Genomic DNA, 20,065 nt, shown 5'->3' on the forward strand with positions numbered 1-20,065 from the left:
CCGGGACAGCGCCGGGACAGCGCTGCCGGGAACTCCTTCCCGCGCGCCCGGCGCCCCCGCGGTGGCGCCCCCGCGGTGGCACCGCCGCACCGGTGCCGCCGCGCTGTGTCGCTGCGCTGTGTACTGCGCTGTGCAGCCGCGCTGTGTCGCCGCGCTGTGCCGCCGTGACCTGTCAGCGGCCGTCCGACGTGGGAGCAGGTTCGAACCCCGCCGTCCGATACCGCTCGACCTCCGACCACGCGGCGGACATCCCGGCCAGGCATCGGTCGAACACCTCCGCCTGCCGGACGTACGCCTCGCGGGCGGGGCCGGGGCGGACGCACAGGTCGTCGGTGTCGCTTACCGACCACGGCACGTCGCTGTGCCCGAGCGCGGCGGGCAGCAGCGAGGCGACCCCGCGTGCGCCGAGTTCGCTGGTGAGCTGCCGGCGGACGGGACGGCCGAGCACGTCGGCGAAGATCTGCGCCCAGACCTCCGAGCGCGCGCCGCCACCGGCCAGCCGCCAGGGACGGTCGCCCACGTCGGCCCCGCTGGCCAGGACCCGATCGAGCTGCACCCGGTGATACTGGGCGACCCCCTCGATGACCGCACGGGTGAGATGCCCGCGACGGTGTACGGCGGAGATGCCGAGGAAGGTCCCCGAGGCCGCCGGATGCTCGGGGGCGCCGTTGACGAACGGCAGGAACAGCAGCCCGTCCGCGCCCGGCGCCACCGTCGCGGCCTCGGCCAGCAGGTCCGCGGCGGGGACGCCGGCGGTCGCCCGGTGCGGCACCGACGCGGTGCTCAGCCAGTCGAGGTTGGCGGCCGACGTGGGGGCGACCTCCATGGCGAGCATCGTCCCCGCGTCGGGCATCAGCGCGCTGAGCGTGACCTCGGGGGCGGGGGTGGCGGCGGGGACGACGACCCCGTTGATGGCCCAGGTGCCCACGATGATCGTCACGTCGCCCGGCGCCCGGCCGCCCGCGCCCAGGGTGGCGGCCACGCAGTCCATGCAGCCCGCGATCACGGGCAGCCCCTCCGGCAGCCCGGTCAGCTCCGCGACTCGGGCGCTGAGCCCGGCCACGACCTGCCCGGACTCCCGCAGCGGCGGGAAGCGGTCGAGGTCGCCGGCCGGAAGCCCCACCAGCTCGAGCGCCGTGGGGGTGTACTCGCGGGTGTCCAGCGCCACCATGCCGAACGCGCTCGCGTCGCTGTAGTCGGCGCTGGGCACACCGGTGAGCTGCGAGGTCACCCAGTCCTTGCACGACAGCGCCCACCGGGTCGCGGCGTACGCCTCGGGCTCGGCGTCGTGCATCCAGCGCAGGAGCACGGACGGCTGGGCCGCCCAGGGGATGGAGCCGGTCTCGGCGGCCAGGCGGCGGGCGGCCTCCGGCTCGATCGCGTCCACGATGTGCTGGGCCCGGCTGTCCGACGACGCGATGGCGGGCCCGACCGGCCGCAGCGACGCGTCGACGGGGTAGAGCCCGTTGCCGTGGGCGGCCACGCCGATGCCGGCCGGCGCGTACCCGCCGGCGGCGAGCTTGCCCGCGAGGTCGCCGAGCAGCGACACGACGGTGTCGGCCAGCCCGGTCATGTCCACGTCGTGCCGGTGGGCGGTCACGCTGGTCCGCGGGGTGCGGGCGTGCACCACCCCCACCTCGCGCCCCTCGGCGTCGAACGCCGCGGCCTTCGACGCGGTCAGGCCGACGTCGACCCCGATGTAACACGTGGCCAGATTCGTCATGCTGTCCTCCCGTCGCTGCCCCTGCCCCTGCCTCCGCCCGCCGCCACGGCCAGCGCGCGGGGACGGTGGCGCCGCAGTTCGCTCTCGTAGGCGGCGACCTCGGCGCGGGCCCGCCCCTCGTCCCACCCGAGGTGTCGTACGGCGACGTCCGCGCAGGTCGCGGCGCTGGAAAGGCCCATGTCGCCGTTGAGCCCGACAAGGATACGCCGCAGCATGACGTCGGCCAGCGTGACCGCGCCCTCCTCGCGTACGGCCATGACGACCTCGGCGGCCAGGGCGCCGGTCTCCTTGTCGACGACCTCGGCGAGCGAGGGGTCCTCCGCGGCGAAGTCGAGCACCCGGCGGGCGCGCACGCCGTACAGCTGCAGCAGCCGGCGGGAGGACGCGGCGTCCAGTGGCGACTCACGCAGGAAGTCGCGCACGAACTCCGGCCAGTCCGAGGTGTCCGCGCCGGGGAACGGCCGGGTCCGTGTGACGCACGGGCGGGGCCGCTTGCCGACCACGCGCAGCGCCTCGTCGGTCACGTCCTCCGCGAGCGCCCGGTGGGTCGTGAGCTTGCCGCCGATGACCGTCAGCAGGCCCCGGTAGGCGGGCGCGTGGTTGAGCACGGTGTGCCCACGGCTGATCTTGGCGTTGTCCGACACCCCGGCCGTGTACGGCAGGGGCCGGATCCCGGCGACGCTCCACAGCACGTCGGCGGGCGTGAGGTTCGCCCGGGGGAAGATCCGGTTGGTCTCGGCGAGCAGGTAGTCGATCTCGGCGTCGCTGGCGACGACCTCGTCCAGGTCGCCCTCGTAGGTGAGGTCGGTGCTGCCGAGCACGTAGCGGCCCTGCCAGGGGAAGACGAAGATGGGCCGGCCGTCGGCCGCCGCCTCGAAGAAGATGCAGGTGTCGGGGGCTCCGGGGAACGGGTCGAGGACGATGTGGCTGCCCTTGGTGCCGCCGTTGAGCCGCCGGCTCTCGACCTGGCCGTCGAGGATCCGGTCGATCCACGGCCCCGCGGCGTTGACGGTGACGGCCGCCCGGATCTCGCCAAGTGTTCCGGTCCGCACGTCCTCGGTGCGCAGGCCGGCCACCCGGTCGCCCTCAACGATCAGACCGGTGACGGAGGTGTAGGTGAGGACCCGCGCGCCCAGGTGACTGGCGTCGAGGAGCAGTTCGACGCAGAGCCGCTCCGCCCACGGCACCTGCGCGTCGTGGAACAGCGCCGCCCCGCGCAGGCCCTCGCGCGACAGCGTGGGCCACCGGCGGGCCACCGAGCGGACCGGCACGCCCCGGCTGAGCCCGCGTCCCCGGCCCAGAGCCATCGTGTCGAACGCCAGCAGGCCGAGCCGGATCAGCGCTCCCGGCCGGGTATTCCCCTCGTAGAAGGGGATCAGCATCGGGTAGTCGCGGATGAGGTGGGGAGCGGTGCGGAACAGCAGGTGCCGCTCCCGGATGGATTCGTGCACGAGCGTGAAGTCGTAGCGCTCGAGATACTTGAGGCCGCCGTGGATCAGCCGGCTGGAGGTGCTCGACGTGCCCGAGCCCACGTCGGCGCGGTCGACGACGACGACGCGCAGGCCGCGGGCGGCGGCGTCCCGGGCGACGGCGAGCCCGTTGATACCGGCTCCGATGACGGCGAGATCGACGACGTCGTTCTCACCGAAGGGGACGTGTTGCGACATGGGTGGCTCCCGGAGGGTGACGGGCGCGGGTCCGCGGGCGGACCCGCGCCGGAGAAGGATCGGACTAGGCTGCGGAGCCGCCCGCCTTCTCCTTGTAGATCTCGTACGCCTCCTCGGGCTTGAGCCCGTCGTGCACGACCGCGCGGACCGCGGCGAGCATGCCGGCGGGGCTGTCGCTCTGGAAGATGTTGCGGCCCATGTCGACGCCGGCGGCGCCCTCCTGGATCGACCGGTAGGCCATCGTCAGGGCGTCGATCTCGGGCAGCTTCTTGCCGCCCGCGACGATGATCGGCACCGGGCAGCTCGCGGTGACGGTCTCGAAGCCCTCCTCGACGTAGTACGTCTTGACGATGTGGGCGCCCATCTCGGCGCTGATCCGGGTGGCGAGGCGGAAGTAGCGGGCGTCGCGGACCATGTCCTTGCCGACGGCGGTGACGCCGAGCACGGCGACGCCGTGCCGCTGGCCGGCGTCCACGAGGGCGGCCAGGTTGGCGACCGACCGCGACTCGTGCTCGCCGCCGACGAACACCTGGATGGCCACGGCCGCGGCGTTGAGGCGCAGCGCGTCCTCCATGTCGAGCGCGATGTGCTCGTCGGACAGCTCGCGCAGGATGCTCGGGCCGCCGCTGGCGCGCAGCACGATGCCGGCGCCGGTGGTCGCGGGGATGCTGGTGCGCAGCGCGCCGCGGGTCATCATGATCGCGTCGGCGTCCGGCACGAGCGGGGCGATCCGGGTGTCGAGGCGCTCCAGGCCGGCCATCGGGCCGACGAAGTAGCCGTGGTCGAACGCCAGCATGACCGTGCGCCCGGTGTCCGGCCGGAAGATGCGCGACAGACGGTTGCGCAGGCCCCAGTCCTGCCCGTGCGCGCCCTTGACGTGGAAGCCGCTCGCCGCGGGCCCGGCGGACGTCCCGAAGTCGCGGGCGTCGAGCAGGCCGTCGGTGTCAGCCATCAGTGTCGTCTCCTGTGCTAGTGGTGGTGGCGGTCGCGGTGCGCGATCGCCGTCTGAACAGAGATGCCGTACGGTCGCCCCCGCCGGCGAGGAAGAGGACGAAGAGCACCAGGCCGCCCTTGAGCAGGTTCTGCGCGGCGGTGCTCCAGCCGACGAGGTTGACCAGTCCGTCGAGCAGGATGAAGAAGAGAGCCGCGCCCCACACGCCCACCGGGACGGCCCGGCCGCCGGAGATGAGGGTGCCGCCGATGACCACGACGGCCACGGAGTCGAGCAGGTAGCGGGTGCCGAGATCGGCCGAGGGCGCGATGTAGGCGGCGAGCAGCGCGCCGGTCAGCCCGGCCAGCGCCCCGCTCAGCAGGTAGGTCGACCCGATGATCCGGGCGATCGGGATGCCGGCCCGCTCGGCGGCCCGGCGGCTCTGGCCCACCGCGATCAGCGACCGGCCGTAGACCGTTCGGCGCAGCAGCGCGACGACGAGCACGGTCAGCACCGCGATCGCCAGCGCGAGGAGCGGGACGCCGGCCGGGCGCAGGTTGAGCGCCGAGCGCAGGCCGGGGTCGGGCACTGCGGTGAAGCCGTTGGCCATCGACAGCGTGATCGAGGAGGCGACGAGCCCCGCGGCCAGCGTGGCGATGATCGGGGGGACGGACAGACCGAGGATGGCCACGGCGCTGACCGCCGCGACGAGGACGCCGACGCCGATCCCCGCGAGGATCCCCACGGCCGCGGAGCCGGTCGCGGAGGCCGCCGCCACCGAGACGAACCCGGCGAGAGAGATGACCGACCCCACCGACACGTCGATGTTGCCGGGGCCCGCGCTGATGACCAGCATCTGCCCGAGCCCGACGATGACGAGGTAGGGCGCGAGCGACAGGGCGAGGGAGACGGTCTGCCCGCCGCCCTGGCCCGAGATGACCAGGATCACCAGCCACACGAGCGCGGCGGCGGCGAAGCCCCAGATCCAGGGGCCGTTCCATTGGCGGGTCACGCGGATGTTCATCGCAGCACCTTCCCCACGACGACGCGGCCGGCGAGCACGGCCAGGACGATCACGCCTTGCACGGCCGACTGCATGTCGGACCGCACGTCGAGCAGGCTGAGAACCACGCTGACCAGCCCCAGCGTCACCCCGCCGATCGCGGCGCCCCACGGCACGGCGTTGCCGCCGGAGAACGAGCCGCCGCCGAGGATCACCGCGGCCACGGTCATGAGCGTGTAGCTGGAGGCCGACGACACGTCTCCGCCGCCGGTCTGGGAGGCCAGGACGAGGCCGGACAGCACGCCGAGCGTGCCCGCCGTCGCGTAGGCGATGACGCGTGAGGTGAGCGGCCGCAGGCCGGCCCGCCGCAGTGCGACCGGGTTGCTGCCCAGACCGCGCATCCGCACGCCTGCGGCGCTGCGCGCGCTGAGCAGGTAGACCGCCAGCGCGACGACCAGGATCGGCAGCAGCGGCGCCGGGAAGCCCGCGGGCTGCCACGCGCCGAACGACGCCAGCCACCCGGGGGTCGTGCCGCCCGGCGTCGGCAGCAGGAACAGGCCGAGCCCGAGCCAGACGAACGAGGCCCCGAGGGTCGCGATCAGCGCCGGCACCTCGCGCAGGTGGATGAGCAGGCCGAGCACGGCGTACGCCGCGACCAGCCCGAGCAGGACGAGCGCGCCGACGAGGGGGGACGACACCAGCAGGGTGGCGGAGACCACCGTGACCAGGCCGACGAAGTTGCCGATCCCGAGGTCGATGTCGCCGACGGCCATGAGCGTCATCTGCGCCTGCGCGGCGATCACCAGCGGCACGGTCGCGGACAGGACCAGCGTGAGGCCCTCCACAGTGAGCACGCCCGGCTGGAGCGACGAGCAGACGCAGAGCATCGCGATCAGGGCGACGGCGCTGACCGCGGCCGGGGCCGAGCGGCGCATCCGCGCGCGGTCGGGCAGCGCCGGGGCGAGAAGCTGCGCCATCAGTCGTTCCCTCCGTCCTCGTTGAAGGAGACGGCGATGATGCGTTCCTCGGAGATCTCCTCGCCGGTCAGTTCGGCAACGATCCGGCCGGCCCGGAAGACGTAGACCCGGTCGCAGTGGGCCATCTCGGCGTTCTCGCTGGAGTACCAGACGATGCTCCGGCCCTTCGCCGCCTCCTCCCTGATGAGGCGGTACAGATCGGTCTTGGTGTGCACGTCCACGCCGCGGAACGGGTCGTCGAGCAGCACGAGCCCGGCGGGGGAGGCGAACGCGCGGGCGACGATGACCTTCTGCTGGTTTCCGCCGCTCAGCTCGGTGATCCCGGCCTCCGCGCCGCCCCTGATGGCAAGGCGCTTCACCCAGTCGCCGACCACCGCGCGCTCCTCGGCCGGACGGCGCAGGCCCTTGCGGGCGATGCCGCGCAGCGCGGTCACGATCAGGTTGTCGCCCACGCTCCACAGGGGCAGGACGCCCGACCGCTGCCGGTCGCCCGGCACGTACGCCCGCGTCACGTTCACCGTCGTGTCGCGCCGGACCGGCCGCCACAGGCGTTCGAGCACCTCCTGCTGGCCCTGGCCGGCCAGCCCGGCGAGGCCCACGACCTCGCCCTTGCCGACCCGCAGGGTGACCTCGCGCAGGCCGGGCGCGGTGGCGCCGCGCAGCTCGGCCACCGTCTCCCGCGCGGCGGCCCCGCCGGCGGCCGTCCGCGTGCCGGTCCCGGCAGGAACGGCGACGTGGGCTCCCATCAGCTCGAGGACGTCCGGCTCGCCGAGCCCGGCGGCAGGCCGTTCCGCGGTGACCGCGCCGTCGCGCAGCACGGCCACCCGGTCGGCCACCGAGAGGACCTCGCGGATGCGGTGCGAGATGAGCAGCACGGCGGTGCCGGTCTCGGTCAGCCCGCGCACGTAGGCGTACAGCGACCGGGCGGCGTCCGGGCCGAGCGACTCGGTGGGCTCGTCGAGGATCAGCAGGTCGAGCCGGTCCACCAGGCAGGCCCGGGCGATCTCCACCATCTGGCGCCGGGCCAGCGGCAGGTCCTCCACCCGGTCACGCGGGGAGACGCCGTGACCGGGGAACATCTCGTCGAGGCGGCGGCGCACCGCGTCGCTCGCCGCCCGCCGCCACCGCAGGCGGGGCAGGCAGTGCCGCGAGGACACCCACATGTTCTCCGCCACGGTGAGGTCGGGGCACAGCGACGTCTCCTGGTAGGCCATCCGCACCGACCGGAAGTCCTCGGCGGACGCCTTCCTCCCGTGCACGAGGACCGTGCCCGTGTCGCAGGCCTCCAGTCCGGCGAGCACGCGCATCAGCGTGCTCTTGCCCGCGCCGTTGTGACCGACCAGCCCGAGCACCTCGCCCGCGCGGACCTCCAGGTCCACGCCCGTCAGGGCCCGGGTGCGCCCATACGCCTTGGTCACGCCCCTGGCGGTGACGACGGGCGGCCGGGCGGCCGGTCCGGTGTCCGTCTCCGGCGGCGCCGTGCCGCCGGCCGGGAGATTGTCGACGTGCATGCCCGGTCTCCTCCGTCTCCTCCGTGCCGTGGTCGATGTGAAGCCGGATCAGCTCGCGGCCGACGGGATCGGCGGCTGAACCGGCTTGCCGCCGGTCTTCACGGCCTCCACCTGCTGGCGGAACAGCTCCTGGGTCCACGGCCAGGCGGCGTACTCGTCGGGCTTGAGCACCGAGGCCCAGGCGTCGCGGTCCTTCTGCTCGATCAGGACGATCGGGAAGGTCATCTGCTTGGGCACGTCCTTGCCGCCGAGCAGGTCCAGGGCCTCCCAGAGCGCGGCGACCGACTGGCCGGGGTCGGACATGACGGCGACCGAGCCGTTGTCGATCTTGTTGTCCCGCCAGTAGCCCAGCGCGCGGCCGTTGGTCTCGAAGTCGACCGCGGGCACGGGCTTGCCCGCCGTGGCGAACGCCTGGGCCACGCCGTAGCCGTCGCCGCAGCCGATGACGCCGTCCACCTTCGGCACGCTGGACAGCACGCCGAGCACGGCCTTCTGCGCGGTGGCGCCGTCGCACATGCCGGTGACGGTCGCCACGGTCTTCACCCCGGGGTAGTCCGCGAGGATCTTCTTGGTGGTGTCGAGCATCTCGGCCTCGGGCTGGGAGCCGACCACGCCGCGGCTCACGATGACCGAGCCCTTGCCGCCGATGCCCTCCAGCAGCGGCTTGGCGGCGTACGTCGCCCAGTCGACGAAGCTGTTCTGCAGCACGTGCGCGCAGGGCGCGTCGATGGCGGAGTCGAAGACCACGACCTTCACGCCGGCCGTACAGGCCTGCTGGATCACCGGCTGCAGCGCGGTCGGCGAGGCGGGGTCGATGAGCAGCGCGTCGGGCTTCTGCAGCAGCAGGCTCTTGATCTGGGCGACCTGCTCGGTCGCCGAGTTCTCGCCCGGCGCGTTCACGACCTTGTACTTGCCGATCAGCCCGTCGGTCTTGGCCTGCTCGGCGGCGGCCTCGAACTTGGCGATCATCGTCTGCCGCCAGCCGTTGCCGATGAAGCCGTTGCTGAGCGCGATGAAGGGCTTGTCACCGCCGCCGCCCGCGGTCCCGCCGGCGGCGTCCGCGGTGGCGCTACCGGAGCCGCCGGAGCCGCAGCCCGCGGCCAGTACGGCGAGAGCGGAGATCGCCGCCGCGGCGGAGGCGGCGCGCCAGGGCCGGCGTGTGGGACGCATGTGCATGGTGTCTCCAGACAGAGCGGGTTCGCGAGGGGGGAGAGTCGGCGTGAAGGCTTCGCCCGATCGACCTGTCATTACAGGTCTGTAGTGACAAGCAAACTAAGTGGGCGTTACGGGCCTGTCAAGAGTCTGTTTTTGGTCACCTCGAACCGCCGGTGCCGGATAATCTTGGTAACAGCCGGGCCCACTTGTAGTTACAGGTCCGAGTGGGGCATCCTGCTGCGGTGCCGCCGAGGAGGTTCCCGTGACGATGACCTATCCCCCCCTCAACCGCGACGGGGCGGAACCGCTGTGGATGCAGCTCATGCGGGCGTTGCGCGCGGAGATCGAGAGCGGCGTGCGCGGGCCCGACCAGCCGCTGCCGTCCGAGGCCGAGCTGAGCGACCTGTTCGCGGTCTCCCGCACGGTCGTCAGGGAGGCGCTGCGCGAGCTGGTCCAGCAACGGCTGATCTACAAGGTAAAGGGCAAGGGAGCCTTCGTCGCGCCCCGCAAGACCGAGCTGAGGTTCGTCGGGTCGATGTCCGGGTCCGCCGACGACCTGCGGGAGTCGGGGCGCCGGGTGACCACGCAGACCGTCCATCAGGCGCTCGGCGAGGCCGACGAGCGGGAGGCCGCGCTCCTGCGCATACCGCTGGGGGAGCAGGTCGTCCGGCTGCGCAGGCTCCGCCGGGTCGACGGCCAGCCGTGGCTGCTCGTCGACACCGCGCTGCCCGCCCGGCTCGTCCCCGGTCTAGAACGCGCCATCCTGGAGAACCAGTCGCTGTACGACGTGCTGCGCCGCCGATATGGCATCGAGCCCGCCGCGGCCGACCGCTGGATCGAGGCGGTCTTCCCCAACCGGGAGGACGCGGCCCTGCTTGAGGTGGCCACCTCGACGCCGCTGCTCGGCATCGAGTCGGTCGCGTGGCTGGAGGACAACACTCGGTTCGAGGCGTACTACGCCCTCCACCGCAGCGACCAGACGCGCTTCTACGTCGGCATCCGCTGACCCCCGCCGGGCGTTCAGACCCGGCCGAGCTGTCCCGCGGCGCGGATGGCGAGCCACACCTCGGCGAAGTCGCCGGTCGCCGACAGGTCGCGCCCGGTCAGCGCGCCGAAGCGGCGCAGCCGGTACGACAGCGTGTTGGGGTGCACGTGCAGGGCCCGCGCGGCGTCGTCGACGCGGCGGTCGCGCTCCATCCACGTCCGCACCGACGCGATCAGTTCCGATCCGTGCTCGGCGTCGTACCGCATGACGTCACCGAGCACGTGCTCGACCAGGGCGGCCAGCACGCCCACGTCGTCGGGCAGCCACCGGCCCGTGGTGTCCTCGCCGTAGGCGACCAGCGGCCTGCCCGCCTCGGCGGCGCGGGAGGCCGCCCACAACGCCTCGCGCTGGGCGACGCGCAGCGACGACCCGGGCTGCAGGGGGCGGCTGACGCCGGCCGCGACGCCGGGCACCGCCTCCAGCTCCGCGGTGGCGACGGCCGCCGCCGTCAGCACGTAGAGGTCCCGGTGGCGGCGGAGCATGAGGTGCGGGTGCTCGCCGAGGGCCTGCAGGACGGCGTCGTCGGGGGCGTCGCGCACCACGAGCAGCGCGATGTCGCGGTCGGGCGGCAGGCCCATCAGGGCGAGCCTGCGCCGGGCGGTCTCCGGGTCGAGCACGTCCTGCAGCAGCTCGGCCAGCGTCTCCGCGCCCTGGCGGCGCAGCGTCTCGCGTTCGCTGCGCACCATGGCCACCCGCAGGGCGGCGACGGTCGCGATGTGCTGGACCACGGCGAGCCCCGCCGGGCGGGCCCCCTCCCGTTCGAAGGCGACCAGGAACCCGGCCGGTCCGCCGGGTGCGGGCACCGGGAGCGCGAACCCGCCGGGGATCGTCGGCGGGGCGTCCGCCGAGGCGGGCAGCCGCACGGACGGCGGGGGCGCCGGCACGCCGGGCAGCAGTGGGCGGCCCTGTGGCGTGCTCAGGTAGATCTCGTAGCCCGACAGGCGTTCGAGCCGCCGGAACAGCCCGGCCGTGTCCAGGCTCTCGGACGCGAGCCAGCGCAGCGCGCCGAACACCTGGAGCTGCGCTCCCAGCCGCTGCCTGGCGTCCTCCTGCACGGCCGCCGCGACCTCCTGCGCGATCGCGATGAACGGCACGGCCAGCGGCACCTCCAGCACGGGGAACCCCCGCTCCTCGGCCGCGTCGAGGAAGGCCCGGCCCAGCGGGGGGACGTGCAGCCCCGCGCTGAGCGCGAGCGCGGCCACCCCCGCGTCGTCGAGCCGCTCCAGGTACGCGCGCTGGGCACCCGCGCTCTTCGGCACGCCGATACCGGTCGTCATGATGACCTCGGCCCCGAGAAGCCAGGGTGTGGGGTCCTCCAGCTCGCTGACGTGGGCCCAGGAGACCGATCTGCCGAGGCCGCGCTCGCCCGCCAGCACCCTCAGCTGCAGCGCGGGGGAGCGCAGCAGGTCCTCCACGGTGTTGTGCGCGTCCACGACGGCCAGCCTATTTCCCGAGATGACACTGATTGTCCTGATGCAGGGGAGTCGGGCACACTCGAGCGATCTCCCCCTCACCTGGAGGAACGTATGAGTCCGAGCGCCCGGCCGCACGATGGTGGGGCCCTGACCCGGGTCGCCGTGGCGCAGCTTCCACTGCGCGTCGGCGAGCCGGAGGCGAACCGCGCCGCCGCCGCGGCGGCCGTCGCCGAGGCCGCCGCGGCCGGGGCCCGCCTGGTCGTGCTGCCCGAGCTGGTCAACAGCGGATACGTCTTCACCGGCGCCGAGGAGGCCAGGGATCTGGCCGAGCCCGCCGACGGCCCGACCGTCACGGAATGGGGCCGGCTGGCCGAGGACCACGACCTGGTCGTCGTGGGCGGGTTCTGCGAGCTGGCGGAGGGCGTCGTGCGCAACAGCCAGGTCATGGTCGACCCCACCGGGACCAGGGCCGTCTACCGCAAGGCCCACCTGTGGCACGACGAGCAGGACGTGTTCGCGCCCGGCGACGCCGCCGCTCCCGTGGTGGACACCGCGCTCGGCCGGATCGCCATGATGGTCTGCTACGACCTGGAGTTCCCCGAGTGGGTGCGGGCGGTGGGCCTGGCCGGGGCCGACCTGCTCGCCGTCTCCACCAACTGGCCGGTCTCGCCCGTCCCGGCCGGGGAGCGCTCGGTGCTGGTCGCCCACGCCCAGGTGGCCGCCGCCGCCAACCGCATGTTCGTCGCGGTGGCCGACCGCTGCGCCGCCGAGCGCGGGGTGGGCTGGGTGTGCGGCACCTCGGTCATCGGGCCGGACGGTTACCCGCTGGCGGGGCCCGTGCTCAGGGACGGGCCCGCCGTGCTGGTGGCCGACTGCGACCTGGCCGCGGCCAGGGACAAGGCCACCGGCCCGCGCAACGACGCCCACCGCGACCGGCGGACGGATCTGTACGGGATCTCGCGGACGCGCTGACGCCGACCCGTCCCCCGTGTGGCCTACGATCTGATCGGCCTGCTCGCGCTCGGAAAGGCCGGGAGAAGCACATGATCGTCGACCTGTCGGTGCCCGTCGTGAGCGGCATGCCCGTCTACCCCGGGGACCCGGAGGTGGAGATCGCTCCCGCCCTCACGGTGGCGGCCGAGGGCGTGAACGTCCTCGGCCTGCACCTCGGGTCGCAGTCCGGCACGCACGTGGACGCGCCGTATCACATCGACGACGCGCTGCCCACGCTCGACGCCCTGCCGCTGGAGCGGTTCCTCGGCCCGGCGGCGGTCCTCGATGTCCGGGGCCTGCCCCCGCGCACGCCGATCACCCCCGCGATGCTCGGCACGGTGGCCGCACGGCTGGGCCCGGGGACCGTCCTGCTGGTCGCGACGGGCTGGGACGAGCACTGGGACACGCCCGGCTACCCGGCCCACCCCTACCTGGAGGCGGAGACCGCCCGCCGGATCGTCGCCTCGGGCGTGCGGACCGTGGGCGTCGACGCGCTCAGCGTCGACCCCACCCCGGCTCCCGCCGATCTGCCGGCGCATCGCGTGTTGTGCGGGGCGCACGCCGTCATCGCGGAGAACCTGCGCGATCTCGGCCCGCTCCTGGAGGCCCAGGCCGCCGGCCGTCCGATCGAGGTCTCCCTGCTGCCGCTGCGTCTCCAGGCCGCCGACGGGTCTCCCGTACGCGCCGTCGCCCGGATCGGCTGACCTTCGGCGAACGCGTCGAGTTGACGGATGGCGGCGTCGAGCTGCTATGGTGTCGGGCGCTCGTGATCCCAGGCTAGGAGACCAGACGTGGTAGGTGAGGACGACATCTCCGGGTGATACCGGAGGTTGACCGGCCCCGGCAGGCGCGTATGACCGCCGCCGATGTGGCCCTCGTCGTCGTTCCCCCATCCCTGTCCCCTTGCCGGGCGGCTCCGGCACGCCCGGATCACGTACGAGGTCTCTCGCATGTCCGATGCGTTCATCATCTGTTCCAGCCTGTCCTTCTCCTGGCCTGACGACACGCCCGTCTTCAGTGACCTGTCCTTCACCGTGGGCGGTGGCCGTACGGGCCTTGTCGCTCCGAACGGTGCGGGCAAGAGCACGCTGCTCAAGCTGATCGCCGGCGAGTACCGGCCCCGCGGCGGGAGTGTCTCCGTCAGCGGCGTGCTCGGTTACCTGCCGCAGAGCCTGCCTCTCACCGGCGACCTGACCGTGGCCGAGGTTCTCGGGATCGCCCCGGTGATCGCCGCGCTCGACGCCATCGAGGCGGGCGACGCCGCCGAGGAGCACTTCACCACGATCGGCAACGACTGGGACATCGAGGAACGCACCCGTGCCCAGCTCGACCGGCTCGGGCTCGGCGACCTCGCGTTCGGCCGCACCCTGCGTACGCTGAGCGGCGGCCAGGTCGTCTCGCTCGGCCTGGCCGCCCAGCTCCTCAAGCGGCCCGACGTCCTGCTGCTGGACGAGCCGACGAACAACCTCGACCTCGGCGCGCGCCGCAGGCTCTACGACGTGCTCGGCGACTGGAACGGCTGCCTGCTGGTGGTCAGCCACGATCGGGCCCTGCTCGACCGCATGGACCGCATCGCCGAACTCGACCGGGGGGAGGTCCGCTTCTACGGCGGCGGATTCACCGCGTACGAGGCGGCCGTACGCGGTGAGCAGGAGGCCGCCGAGCGGACCGTGCGCAGCGCCGAGCAGGAGCTCAAGCGCGAGAAGCGGGAGATGCAGCAGGCTCGCGAGCGGGCCGAGCGCCGCGCGGGCAACGCCGCCCGCAACCTCAAGAACGCCGGGCTGGCGCGGATCTTCGCCGGAAACATGAAGCGGGGCGCCCAGGAGTCGGCGGGGCGGGCGGGCCAGATGCACGCCGCCCGCGTCAGCGACGCCAAGGCCAGGCTCGACGAGGCCGGTCGGGCGCTGCGCGACGACCAGAAAATCGCGCTGGAGCTGCCGGGGACCAACGTGCCCGCCGGGCGAACGGTCTTCCTCGGCGAGGGCCTGCAGGCCCGCGGCCTGTTCGCCGAGCCGGGCGTCGACCTGGCGATCCGCGGCCCCGAGCGCATCGCGCTGACCGGCCCCAACGGCGCGGGAAAGTCCACCCTGCTGCGCCTGATCGGCGGCGAACTGGAGCCGGACGCCGGCACGACCAGGCGAGCCGACGGCCGGGTCGCCTACCTGTCGCAGCGGCTCGACCTGCTCGATGTGGATCGCACCGTGGCGGAGAACCTCGCCGCGTTCGCCCCCGGCATGCCGGAGGCGGAGCGGATGAACCTGCTCGCCCGCTTCCTGTTCCGGGGCGCGCGTGCGCACCTGCCGGTGGGCGTGCTGTCGGGCGGCGAACGGCTGCGTGCCACGCTGGCCTGCGTCTTGTGCGCCGAACCGGCGCCCCAGCTCCTGCTGCTCGACGAGCCCACCAACAACCTCGACCTGGTCAGCGTGGGGCAGTTGGAGAGCGCGCTCGGCGCGTACGAGGGGGCGTTCGTGGTGGTCAGCCACGACGAGCGGTTCCTCTCGGAGGTCGGGGTGGACCGGTGGCTGGAGCTGTCCGGGGGCCGTCTGCTGGAGACCGGGGGACCCGCCGGTGAGTGACGCGCTGCTCGCCCGCGACCTCGTTCGCACGCTGGGCGGTCGGCGGGTGCTCGACGGTGTCACCCTCACCGCCGCCCCCGGCCGCCGGATCGGACTGATCGGCGAGAACGGCGCGGGCAAGTCCACCCTGCTGAGGCTGCTGGCGGGGGCGGACCAGCCCGACGCAGGCACCGTCGTCCGCCCGGCCGACCTCGGGTTCCTGCATCAGGAGATGCCGTTCGACGGCCAGGTCACGATCGCCGACGTGCTCGACGACGCCCTGCGCGAGGCACGTGCGGACCTGGCCGAGCTCGACCGGCTCACCCGTGCGCTGGCCGCCGCCCCGGACGACGCCTGCCTGCTCAGCGCGTACGGGGCGCGGCTGGAGCGGGCGCAGGAGCGCGAGTCCTGGGACGCCGATCGGCGCGCCGGGATCGTTCTCGACCGGCTCGGCCTCGGCGGTGTGCCCCACTCCCGTACGCTCGCGACGCTGTCGGGCGGGCAGCGCGGACGGCTGGCCCTGGCGGCGCTGCTCGTCAGACGGCCCGCGGCGCTGCTGCTCGACGAGCCCACCAATCATCTGGACGACGACGCCGCGGTGTTCGTGGAGGAACAGCTCCGCGGGATGACGGGGGTCGTGGTGGTGGCGAGCCACGACCGGGCGTTCCTCGACGCGGTCTGCACGGACCTGGTCGATCTCGACCCCGCCGTCGGCGGGCCCGTCCGGTACGGGGGCGGCTACGGAGCCTACCTGACGGAGAAGCGCGCGGAGCGGGAGCGCTGGGAACGGCGTTACGCGGAGGAGCAGTCGGAGCTCGGCGAGCTGCGCCGGGCCGTCGCGGTGACGGCGCGGCGGGTGGCGCAGGACGGATTGAGGCGCGACAACGAGAAGATGGGGTACGGCCACACCGGGGGGCGCGTGCAGAGCCAGATCTCGCGACGGGTGCGCAACGCCGCGCGGCGGCTGGCCGAACTGGAGAGCGACCAGGTGGCGGCTCCACCGGCCCCGTTGCGCTTTCGTGCTTCCGCCCTGGTCGCCGACGTCGCCTCCGGCACTCCGGAGGACGCCGCTTCCGGCGCGCCTCTGCTTTCGCTGCGGGAGGTGCGGGTGCCGGGGCGGCTCGCGATCGACCGGCTCGACGTGCTCCCGGGCGAGCGGTTGCTGGTCACCGGGCCGAACGGAGCGGGCAAGTCGACGCTCCTGGCCGTGCTGGCCGGACGGCTGGGCGCGGAGGGTGAGGTGCGGCGCAGGCGCGGCCTCACCGTCGCCCTGCTGGCCCAGGACACCGTGTTCGAGCGGCCGGACCGCACGGCGCGGGAGACGTACGAACTGGCCCTCGGCGCGGAGCGCGCCGAGTCCGTGCCGCTGCGCTCCCTCGGGTTGATGGGGCCGCGGGACCTGGACGTGCGGGTGGGCGAGCTGTGCGTCGGACAGCGCCGGAGGCTCGCGCTGGCGCTGCTGGTGGCGGACCCGCCCGAACTGCTTCTGCTGGACGAGCCCACGAACCACCTCTCGCCCCGCCTGTCCGGTGAGCTGGAGGAGGCCATCGGCGCCGAAGGGCCCGGCGCGATCGTGCTCGCCAGCCATGACCGGTGGTTGCGCACCCGATGGCGGGGCCGCCGCATCCGGCTTCCTTAGGCAGCACACGCTCCGGCTGCGGAAGGCCGGCGCCGGAGCCTCCGTCAGCGGGTGCCTCAGGAGGTCAGTGGGTACCCCAGGAATAGGTCTGCTTGTGCAGCTTGAGGTAGACGAACGTCTCGGTCGCGCGCACGCTGGAGATCGCCCGGATCTTCCCCAGGATCTCGAGCAGGTGGGTGTCGCCCTCGCAGACCACCTCGACCATGATGTCGACCGAGCCGGCCGTGAGCACCACGTAGTCGATCTCGGGGATCTGCGACAGTTCGTCGGCGACCCGCTCCAGGTCGCCCTCGCACTTGATGCCGATCATGGCCTGGCGGGGGAAGCCCAGGGTGAGCGGGTCGGTGACGGCGACGATCTGCATGACGCCGAGGTCGAGAAGGCGCTGCACGCGCTGACGCACCGCGGCCTCCGACAGCCCCACCGCCTTGCCGATGGCGGCGTACGGCTTTCGCCCGTCCATCTGAAGCTGCTCGATGATCTGCTTGGAGATCTCGTCGAGCACCACCGGCCCACCCTTCGCGGCAGCCGCGCGAGCCTTAGGCGGAGTCGTCATCCTCGGGGGGTGTCCTCTCTTGGCGGGCTTCGATCGCCGTAGCGACCTGGTGTTACAGCATCGTGTTTGACATGTTGCGCTTGTGGTCTGACATGTTGTCAGCTCCATCGCTCGCTTCAAGCGATTCCGTAGCAATTTGGTATCTTAGCGACGAAATCCCTTGTCGTAGGCTCTTTCCTCTGCCAGAGTCGCGACAACTCAGCCACCACCAGGAGGTCAACGGTGACCACCCGTCTCCAGAACTTCGTGAACGGGAAGTTCGTCGACGCCGCGAGCGGCCGTTTCTCCGACGTCGTAGACCCTACGACGGGGGAGGTCTACGCCCAGGCACCGGTGTCGGGTCAGGAGGACGTCGACGCCGCGTACGCCGCCGCGACGGCCGCCTTCGAGACGTGGGGCCAGACGACGCCGGGCGAGCGCGCGGCGCTGCTGCTGAAGGTCGCCGACGCGATCGAGGCCCGCGCTGAGGAGATCAACGAGGCCGAGTGCCGCAACACCGGCAAGCCCCGCGCCCGCATGGCCGAGGACGAGACCCCGGTCGCCGCCGACCACTTCCGGTTCTTCGCCGGTGCGGCCCGCACCCTGGAGGGCCCCACCGCCGGGGAGTTCCTCGCCGACCACACCTCGATGATCCGGCACGAGCCGATCGGCGTCATCGGCCAGGTCACGCCGTGGAACTACCCGATGATGATGGCGGTGTGGAAGATCGCCCCCGCTCTCGCGGCCGGCAACACGATCGTGCTCAAGCCGTCCGACACCACCCCGGTCTCCACGCTGAAGCTGGCCGAGATCCTCGGCGACGTCCTGCCGGCCGGCGTCTTCAACGTCGTGACCGGCGACCGGGAGACCGGCTCACTGGTCGTCGGTCACCCGGCCGCGAGCATGGTCGCGATCACCGGCTCGGTCGGCGCGGGCATGTCGGTCGCCAGGACCGCCGCCGACGACCTCAAGCGCGTCCACCTGGAGCTGGGCGGCAAGGCCCCGGTCGTGATCTTCGAGGACGTCAAGGACATCAAGGCCGTCGCCGAGGCGGTCGCCGGGGCGGGCCTCTACAACGCCGGCCAGGACTGCACCGCCGCCTGCCGCGTGCTCGTGCAGGAGAGCATCCACGACGAGTTCGCCGCGGCGCTGGCCGAGGCCGCCGCCGCCACCAAGCTGGGCGGCCATGACGTGGAAGACGCCTACTTCGGGCCGCTGAACAACGCCAACCAGCTCGCCCGGGTCGAGGGCTTCTTCGAGCGGGTCCCCGAGCACGCGAAGGTCCTCACCGGCGGCGCCCGCGTCGGCGACCAGGGATTCTTCTTCGCGCCGACCGTCGTGGACGGGCTGAAGCAGGACGACGAGATGGTCCAGGACGAGATCTTCGGGCCCGTCATGACCGTGCAGACGTTCTCCGACGAGGCCGACGCGCTGGCCAAGGCCAACGGCGTCCGCTACGGCCTGTCCGGCTCGGTGTGGACCTCCGACCACGGCCGGGCGATGCGGATGTCCAAGCGGCTCGACTTCGGCATCGTCTGGGTCAACACCCACATCCCGTTCGTGTCCGAGATGCCGCACGGCGGCTTCAAGCACTCGGGCTACGGCAAGGACCTGTCCGTCTTCGGCCTGCACGACTACACCCGCGTCAAGCACGTCATGCACTACATCGGCGAATAGGTACGTCCGGCTCCGGACGGACACCTATCGAAAAAGAGGGATAAGCCTGGAATGACAGAGATCCAGGCGGGCCCGGGGGCAGCCGTCGCGGCTGCCCCCGTATCAGGAGACGTGCCCGCCATCGAACTCGACAACGTGGTCAAGGAGTACGTCTCGCACGGCGAGGTCGTACGGGCGGTCAAGGGCGTGAGCCTGGCTATCGCGGAGGGGGAGTTCTTCTCCCTCCTCGGCCCCTCAGGCTGCGGCAAGACCACCAGCATGCGAATGATCGCCGGGTTCGAGGACCCCACACAGGGGGTCGTCAGGCTCCACGGGGAGGACGTCACGAACGTCCCGCCGAACAAGCGTGACATCAACATGGTGTTCCAGTCCTACGCGCTGTTCCCGCACATGAACGTCTGGGACAACGTCGCGTTCGGGCTCAAGCGCAAGAAGGTCCCCGACGCGGAGATCAAGCGCCGCGTCGGGGAGATCCTGGAGGTCGTGGACCTGGTCGGCCGCGAGAAGCGCCGGCCGAAGGAGATGTCGGGCGGCCAGCAGCAGCGCGTCGCGCTCGCCCGCGCCCTGGTCAACCGGCCCCGCGCGCTCCTGCTCGACGAGCCGCTCGGCGCGCTCGACCTCAAGCTCCGCCAGGCCATGCAGATCGAGCTCAAGCGCATCCAGCGCGAGGTCGGCCTCACGTTCGTCTACGTGACGCACGACCAGAGCGAGGCGCTGACGATGAGCGACCGCATCGCGGTCATGAACGACGGCCTCGTGGAGCAGCTCGCGGACCCCCGCGAGATCTACGAGCGGCCCGCCAGCAAGTTCGTGGCCGGGTTCATCGGCACCTCCAATCTGCTGAGCGGCACCGTCCAGCAGGTCACCGGCGACACGGCCGTGCTCGCGCTCGGCGCGAGCGACCGGATCCTCATCCCCGCCGACGGCGCGCTCGCGGCCGGCGCCACGGTCGACCTCACGGTCCGGCCCGAGAAGATCAAGATCGCGAAGGATCAGCCGGAAGGCGACCTCAGCGTGGTGCGGGGGACGGTCGCCGAGGTCGTCTACCTCGGCACTTACAACAGCTACGTCGTGGTGCTCGGCGACGGCGCCGAGATCACGGTCTTCGAGCAGAACGCACACGACAGCACGATCACCGCCGAGCGAGGCGACACGGTCTGGCTCTCCTGGCAGCCCTGGCACTCCTACGCGCTGCGGTAAATCCCCGCGTCGACTTCCTTCCCCCGTCGAACCCCCGCG

The 20,065-nt window shown here is 72.8% G+C and carries 16 protein-coding genes; 7 read left to right on the forward strand and 9 right to left on the reverse strand.

Going from position 1 to position 20,065, the window contains the following annotated elements; translation table 11 throughout:
* Window positions 1-172: 172 nt before the first annotated feature.
* The 7 genes from HHX35_RS25795 to HHX35_RS25825 all read right to left on the reverse strand — a co-directional run bounded on the left by HHX35_RS25795 (window position 173) and on the right by HHX35_RS25825 (window position 8,982).
* Window positions 173-1,723 (reverse strand): FGGY-family carbohydrate kinase, encoded by a 1,551-nt coding sequence (locus tag HHX35_RS25795; RefSeq protein ID WP_182901280.1) that lies wholly within the window; start codon window positions 1,721-1,723, stop codon window positions 173-175.
* The gene (locus tag HHX35_RS25800; RefSeq protein WP_182901281.1) at window positions 1,720-3,390 is read right to left on the reverse strand and encodes a glycerol-3-phosphate dehydrogenase/oxidase; all 1,671 of its coding nucleotides are present in this window, start codon (window positions 3,388-3,390) and stop codon (window positions 1,720-1,722) included. The genes HHX35_RS25795 and HHX35_RS25800 overlap by 4 nt, the downstream gene beginning before the upstream one ends.
* Before the next feature lie 64 nt (window positions 3,391-3,454).
* A complete protein-coding gene (gene lsrF / locus HHX35_RS25805) occupies window positions 3,455-4,342 on the reverse strand; it encodes a 3-hydroxy-5-phosphonooxypentane-2,4-dione thiolase (protein WP_182901282.1) in 888 nt (295 codons plus the stop codon).
* Window positions 4,335-5,345, reverse strand: a complete 1,011-nt coding sequence (locus HHX35_RS25810) for an ABC transporter permease (RefSeq protein WP_182901283.1) — start codon at window positions 5,343-5,345, stop codon at window positions 4,335-4,337. Before HHX35_RS25810 ends, lsrF begins: the two co-directional genes overlap by 8 nt.
* Window positions 5,342-6,301: an ABC transporter permease gene (locus tag HHX35_RS25815; RefSeq protein ID WP_182901284.1), complete on the reverse strand. Its 960-nt coding sequence runs from the start codon at window positions 6,299-6,301 to the stop codon at window positions 5,342-5,344. Before HHX35_RS25815 ends, HHX35_RS25810 begins: the two co-directional genes overlap by 4 nt.
* On the reverse strand, window positions 6,301-7,812 hold the full coding sequence (locus HHX35_RS25820; RefSeq protein WP_182901285.1) for a sugar ABC transporter ATP-binding protein: 1,512 nt from the start codon (window positions 7,810-7,812) through the stop codon (window positions 6,301-6,303). The genes HHX35_RS25815 and HHX35_RS25820 overlap by 1 nt, the downstream gene beginning before the upstream one ends.
* A 48-nt stretch (window positions 7,813-7,860) precedes the next feature.
* Window positions 7,861-8,982: an ABC transporter substrate-binding protein gene (locus HHX35_RS25825; protein ID WP_259405378.1), complete on the reverse strand. Its 1,122-nt coding sequence runs from the start codon at window positions 8,980-8,982 to the stop codon at window positions 7,861-7,863.
* A 253-nt stretch (window positions 8,983-9,235) separates the two neighbouring features.
* Here HHX35_RS25825 and HHX35_RS25830 point away from each other — a divergent pair, with 253 nt between their 5' ends.
* Window positions 9,236-9,973, forward strand: coding sequence for a GntR family transcriptional regulator (locus HHX35_RS25830; RefSeq protein WP_182901287.1), 738 nt, complete (start codon window positions 9,236-9,238; stop codon window positions 9,971-9,973).
* A 14-nt stretch (window positions 9,974-9,987) separates the two neighbouring features.
* Here HHX35_RS25830 and HHX35_RS25835 read toward each other — a convergent pair whose 3' ends face one another.
* Window positions 9,988-11,445, reverse strand: a complete 1,458-nt coding sequence (locus HHX35_RS25835; protein WP_310739307.1) for a PucR family transcriptional regulator ligand-binding domain-containing protein — start codon at window positions 11,443-11,445, stop codon at window positions 9,988-9,990.
* 93 nt (window positions 11,446-11,538) lie between these two features.
* On the opposite strand from HHX35_RS25835, the gene HHX35_RS25840 reads away from it, so the two are divergent.
* The 4 genes from HHX35_RS25840 to HHX35_RS25855 all read left to right on the forward strand — a co-directional run bounded on the left by HHX35_RS25840 (window position 11,539) and on the right by HHX35_RS25855 (window position 16,614).
* Window positions 11,539-12,399 (forward strand): nitrilase-related carbon-nitrogen hydrolase, encoded by an 861-nt coding sequence (locus HHX35_RS25840; RefSeq protein WP_182901288.1) that lies wholly within the window; start codon window positions 11,539-11,541, stop codon window positions 12,397-12,399.
* A 71-nt stretch (window positions 12,400-12,470) separates the two neighbouring features.
* Window positions 12,471-13,124, forward strand: a complete 654-nt coding sequence (locus tag HHX35_RS25845) for a cyclase family protein (RefSeq protein WP_182901289.1) — start codon at window positions 12,471-12,473, stop codon at window positions 13,122-13,124.
* A gap of 246 nt (window positions 13,125-13,370) precedes the next feature.
* Complete coding sequence (locus HHX35_RS25850) at window positions 13,371-14,996, forward strand: ABC-F family ATP-binding cassette domain-containing protein (protein WP_182901290.1); 1,626 nt, start codon at window positions 13,371-13,373, stop codon at window positions 14,994-14,996.
* Complete coding sequence (locus HHX35_RS25855) at window positions 14,989-16,614, forward strand: ABC-F family ATP-binding cassette domain-containing protein (protein ID WP_182901291.1); 1,626 nt, start codon at window positions 14,989-14,991, stop codon at window positions 16,612-16,614. The genes HHX35_RS25850 and HHX35_RS25855 overlap by 8 nt, the downstream gene beginning before the upstream one ends.
* Before the next feature lie 64 nt (window positions 16,615-16,678).
* Here HHX35_RS25855 and HHX35_RS25860 read toward each other — a convergent pair whose 3' ends face one another.
* Complete coding sequence (locus tag HHX35_RS25860; RefSeq protein ID WP_139580184.1) at window positions 16,679-17,170, reverse strand: Lrp/AsnC family transcriptional regulator; 492 nt, start codon at window positions 17,168-17,170, stop codon at window positions 16,679-16,681.
* Between the two features lie 222 nt (window positions 17,171-17,392).
* On the opposite strand from HHX35_RS25860, the gene HHX35_RS25865 reads away from it, so the two are divergent.
* Together HHX35_RS25865 and HHX35_RS25870 are read left to right on the forward strand one after the other, a co-directional pair.
* Window positions 17,393-18,826 carry a gamma-aminobutyraldehyde dehydrogenase gene (locus HHX35_RS25865; protein WP_182901292.1) on the forward strand — a complete coding sequence of 478 codons (1,434 nt, stop codon included), beginning with the start codon at window positions 17,393-17,395 and terminating at the stop codon, window positions 18,824-18,826.
* Between the two features lie 51 nt (window positions 18,827-18,877).
* The gene (locus tag HHX35_RS25870; RefSeq protein WP_182901293.1) at window positions 18,878-20,026 is read left to right on the forward strand and encodes an ABC transporter ATP-binding protein; all 1,149 of its coding nucleotides are present in this window, start codon (window positions 18,878-18,880) and stop codon (window positions 20,024-20,026) included.
* Window positions 20,027-20,065 lie beyond the last annotated feature (39 nt).

The sequence above is a fragment of the Microbispora sp. H10830 genome (assembly GCF_014161375.1).
GTDB classification, from domain to species: Bacteria; Actinomycetota; Actinomycetes; order Streptosporangiales; family Streptosporangiaceae; genus Microbispora; species Microbispora catharanthi.

Coding starts and splice junctions, on each gene's coding strand:
- HHX35_RS25800 (WP_182901281.1), bottom strand. CDS start 3,390: ATGTCGCAACACGTCCCCTTCGGTGAGAACGACGTCGTCGATCTCGCC.
- HHX35_RS25860 (WP_139580184.1), bottom strand. CDS start 17,170: ATGACGACTCCGCCTAAGGCTCGCGCGGCTGCCGCGAAGGGTGGGCCG.
- HHX35_RS25850 (WP_182901290.1), top strand. CDS start 13,371: ATGTCCGATGCGTTCATCATCTGTTCCAGCCTGTCCTTCTCCTGGCCT.
- HHX35_RS25825 (WP_259405378.1), bottom strand. CDS start 8,982: ATGCGTCCCACACGCCGGCCCTGGCGCGCCGCCTCCGCCGCGGCGGCG.
- HHX35_RS25820 (WP_182901285.1), bottom strand. CDS start 7,812: ATGCACGTCGACAATCTCCCGGCCGGCGGCACGGCGCCGCCGGAGACG.
- HHX35_RS25840 (WP_182901288.1), top strand. CDS start 11,539: ATGAGTCCGAGCGCCCGGCCGCACGATGGTGGGGCCCTGACCCGGGTC.
- HHX35_RS25810 (WP_182901283.1), bottom strand. CDS start 5,345: ATGAACATCCGCGTGACCCGCCAATGGAACGGCCCCTGGATCTGGGGC.
- HHX35_RS25870 (WP_182901293.1), top strand. CDS start 18,878: ATGACAGAGATCCAGGCGGGCCCGGGGGCAGCCGTCGCGGCTGCCCCC.
- HHX35_RS25830 (WP_182901287.1), top strand. CDS start 9,236: ATGACCTATCCCCCCCTCAACCGCGACGGGGCGGAACCGCTGTGGATG.
- lsrF (WP_182901282.1), bottom strand. CDS start 4,342: ATGGCTGACACCGACGGCCTGCTCGACGCCCGCGACTTCGGGACGTCC.
- HHX35_RS25845 (WP_182901289.1), top strand. CDS start 12,471: ATGATCGTCGACCTGTCGGTGCCCGTCGTGAGCGGCATGCCCGTCTAC.
- HHX35_RS25815 (WP_182901284.1), bottom strand. CDS start 6,301: ATGGCGCAGCTTCTCGCCCCGGCGCTGCCCGACCGCGCGCGGATGCGC.
- HHX35_RS25795 (WP_182901280.1), bottom strand. CDS start 1,723: ATGACGAATCTGGCCACGTGTTACATCGGGGTCGACGTCGGCCTGACC.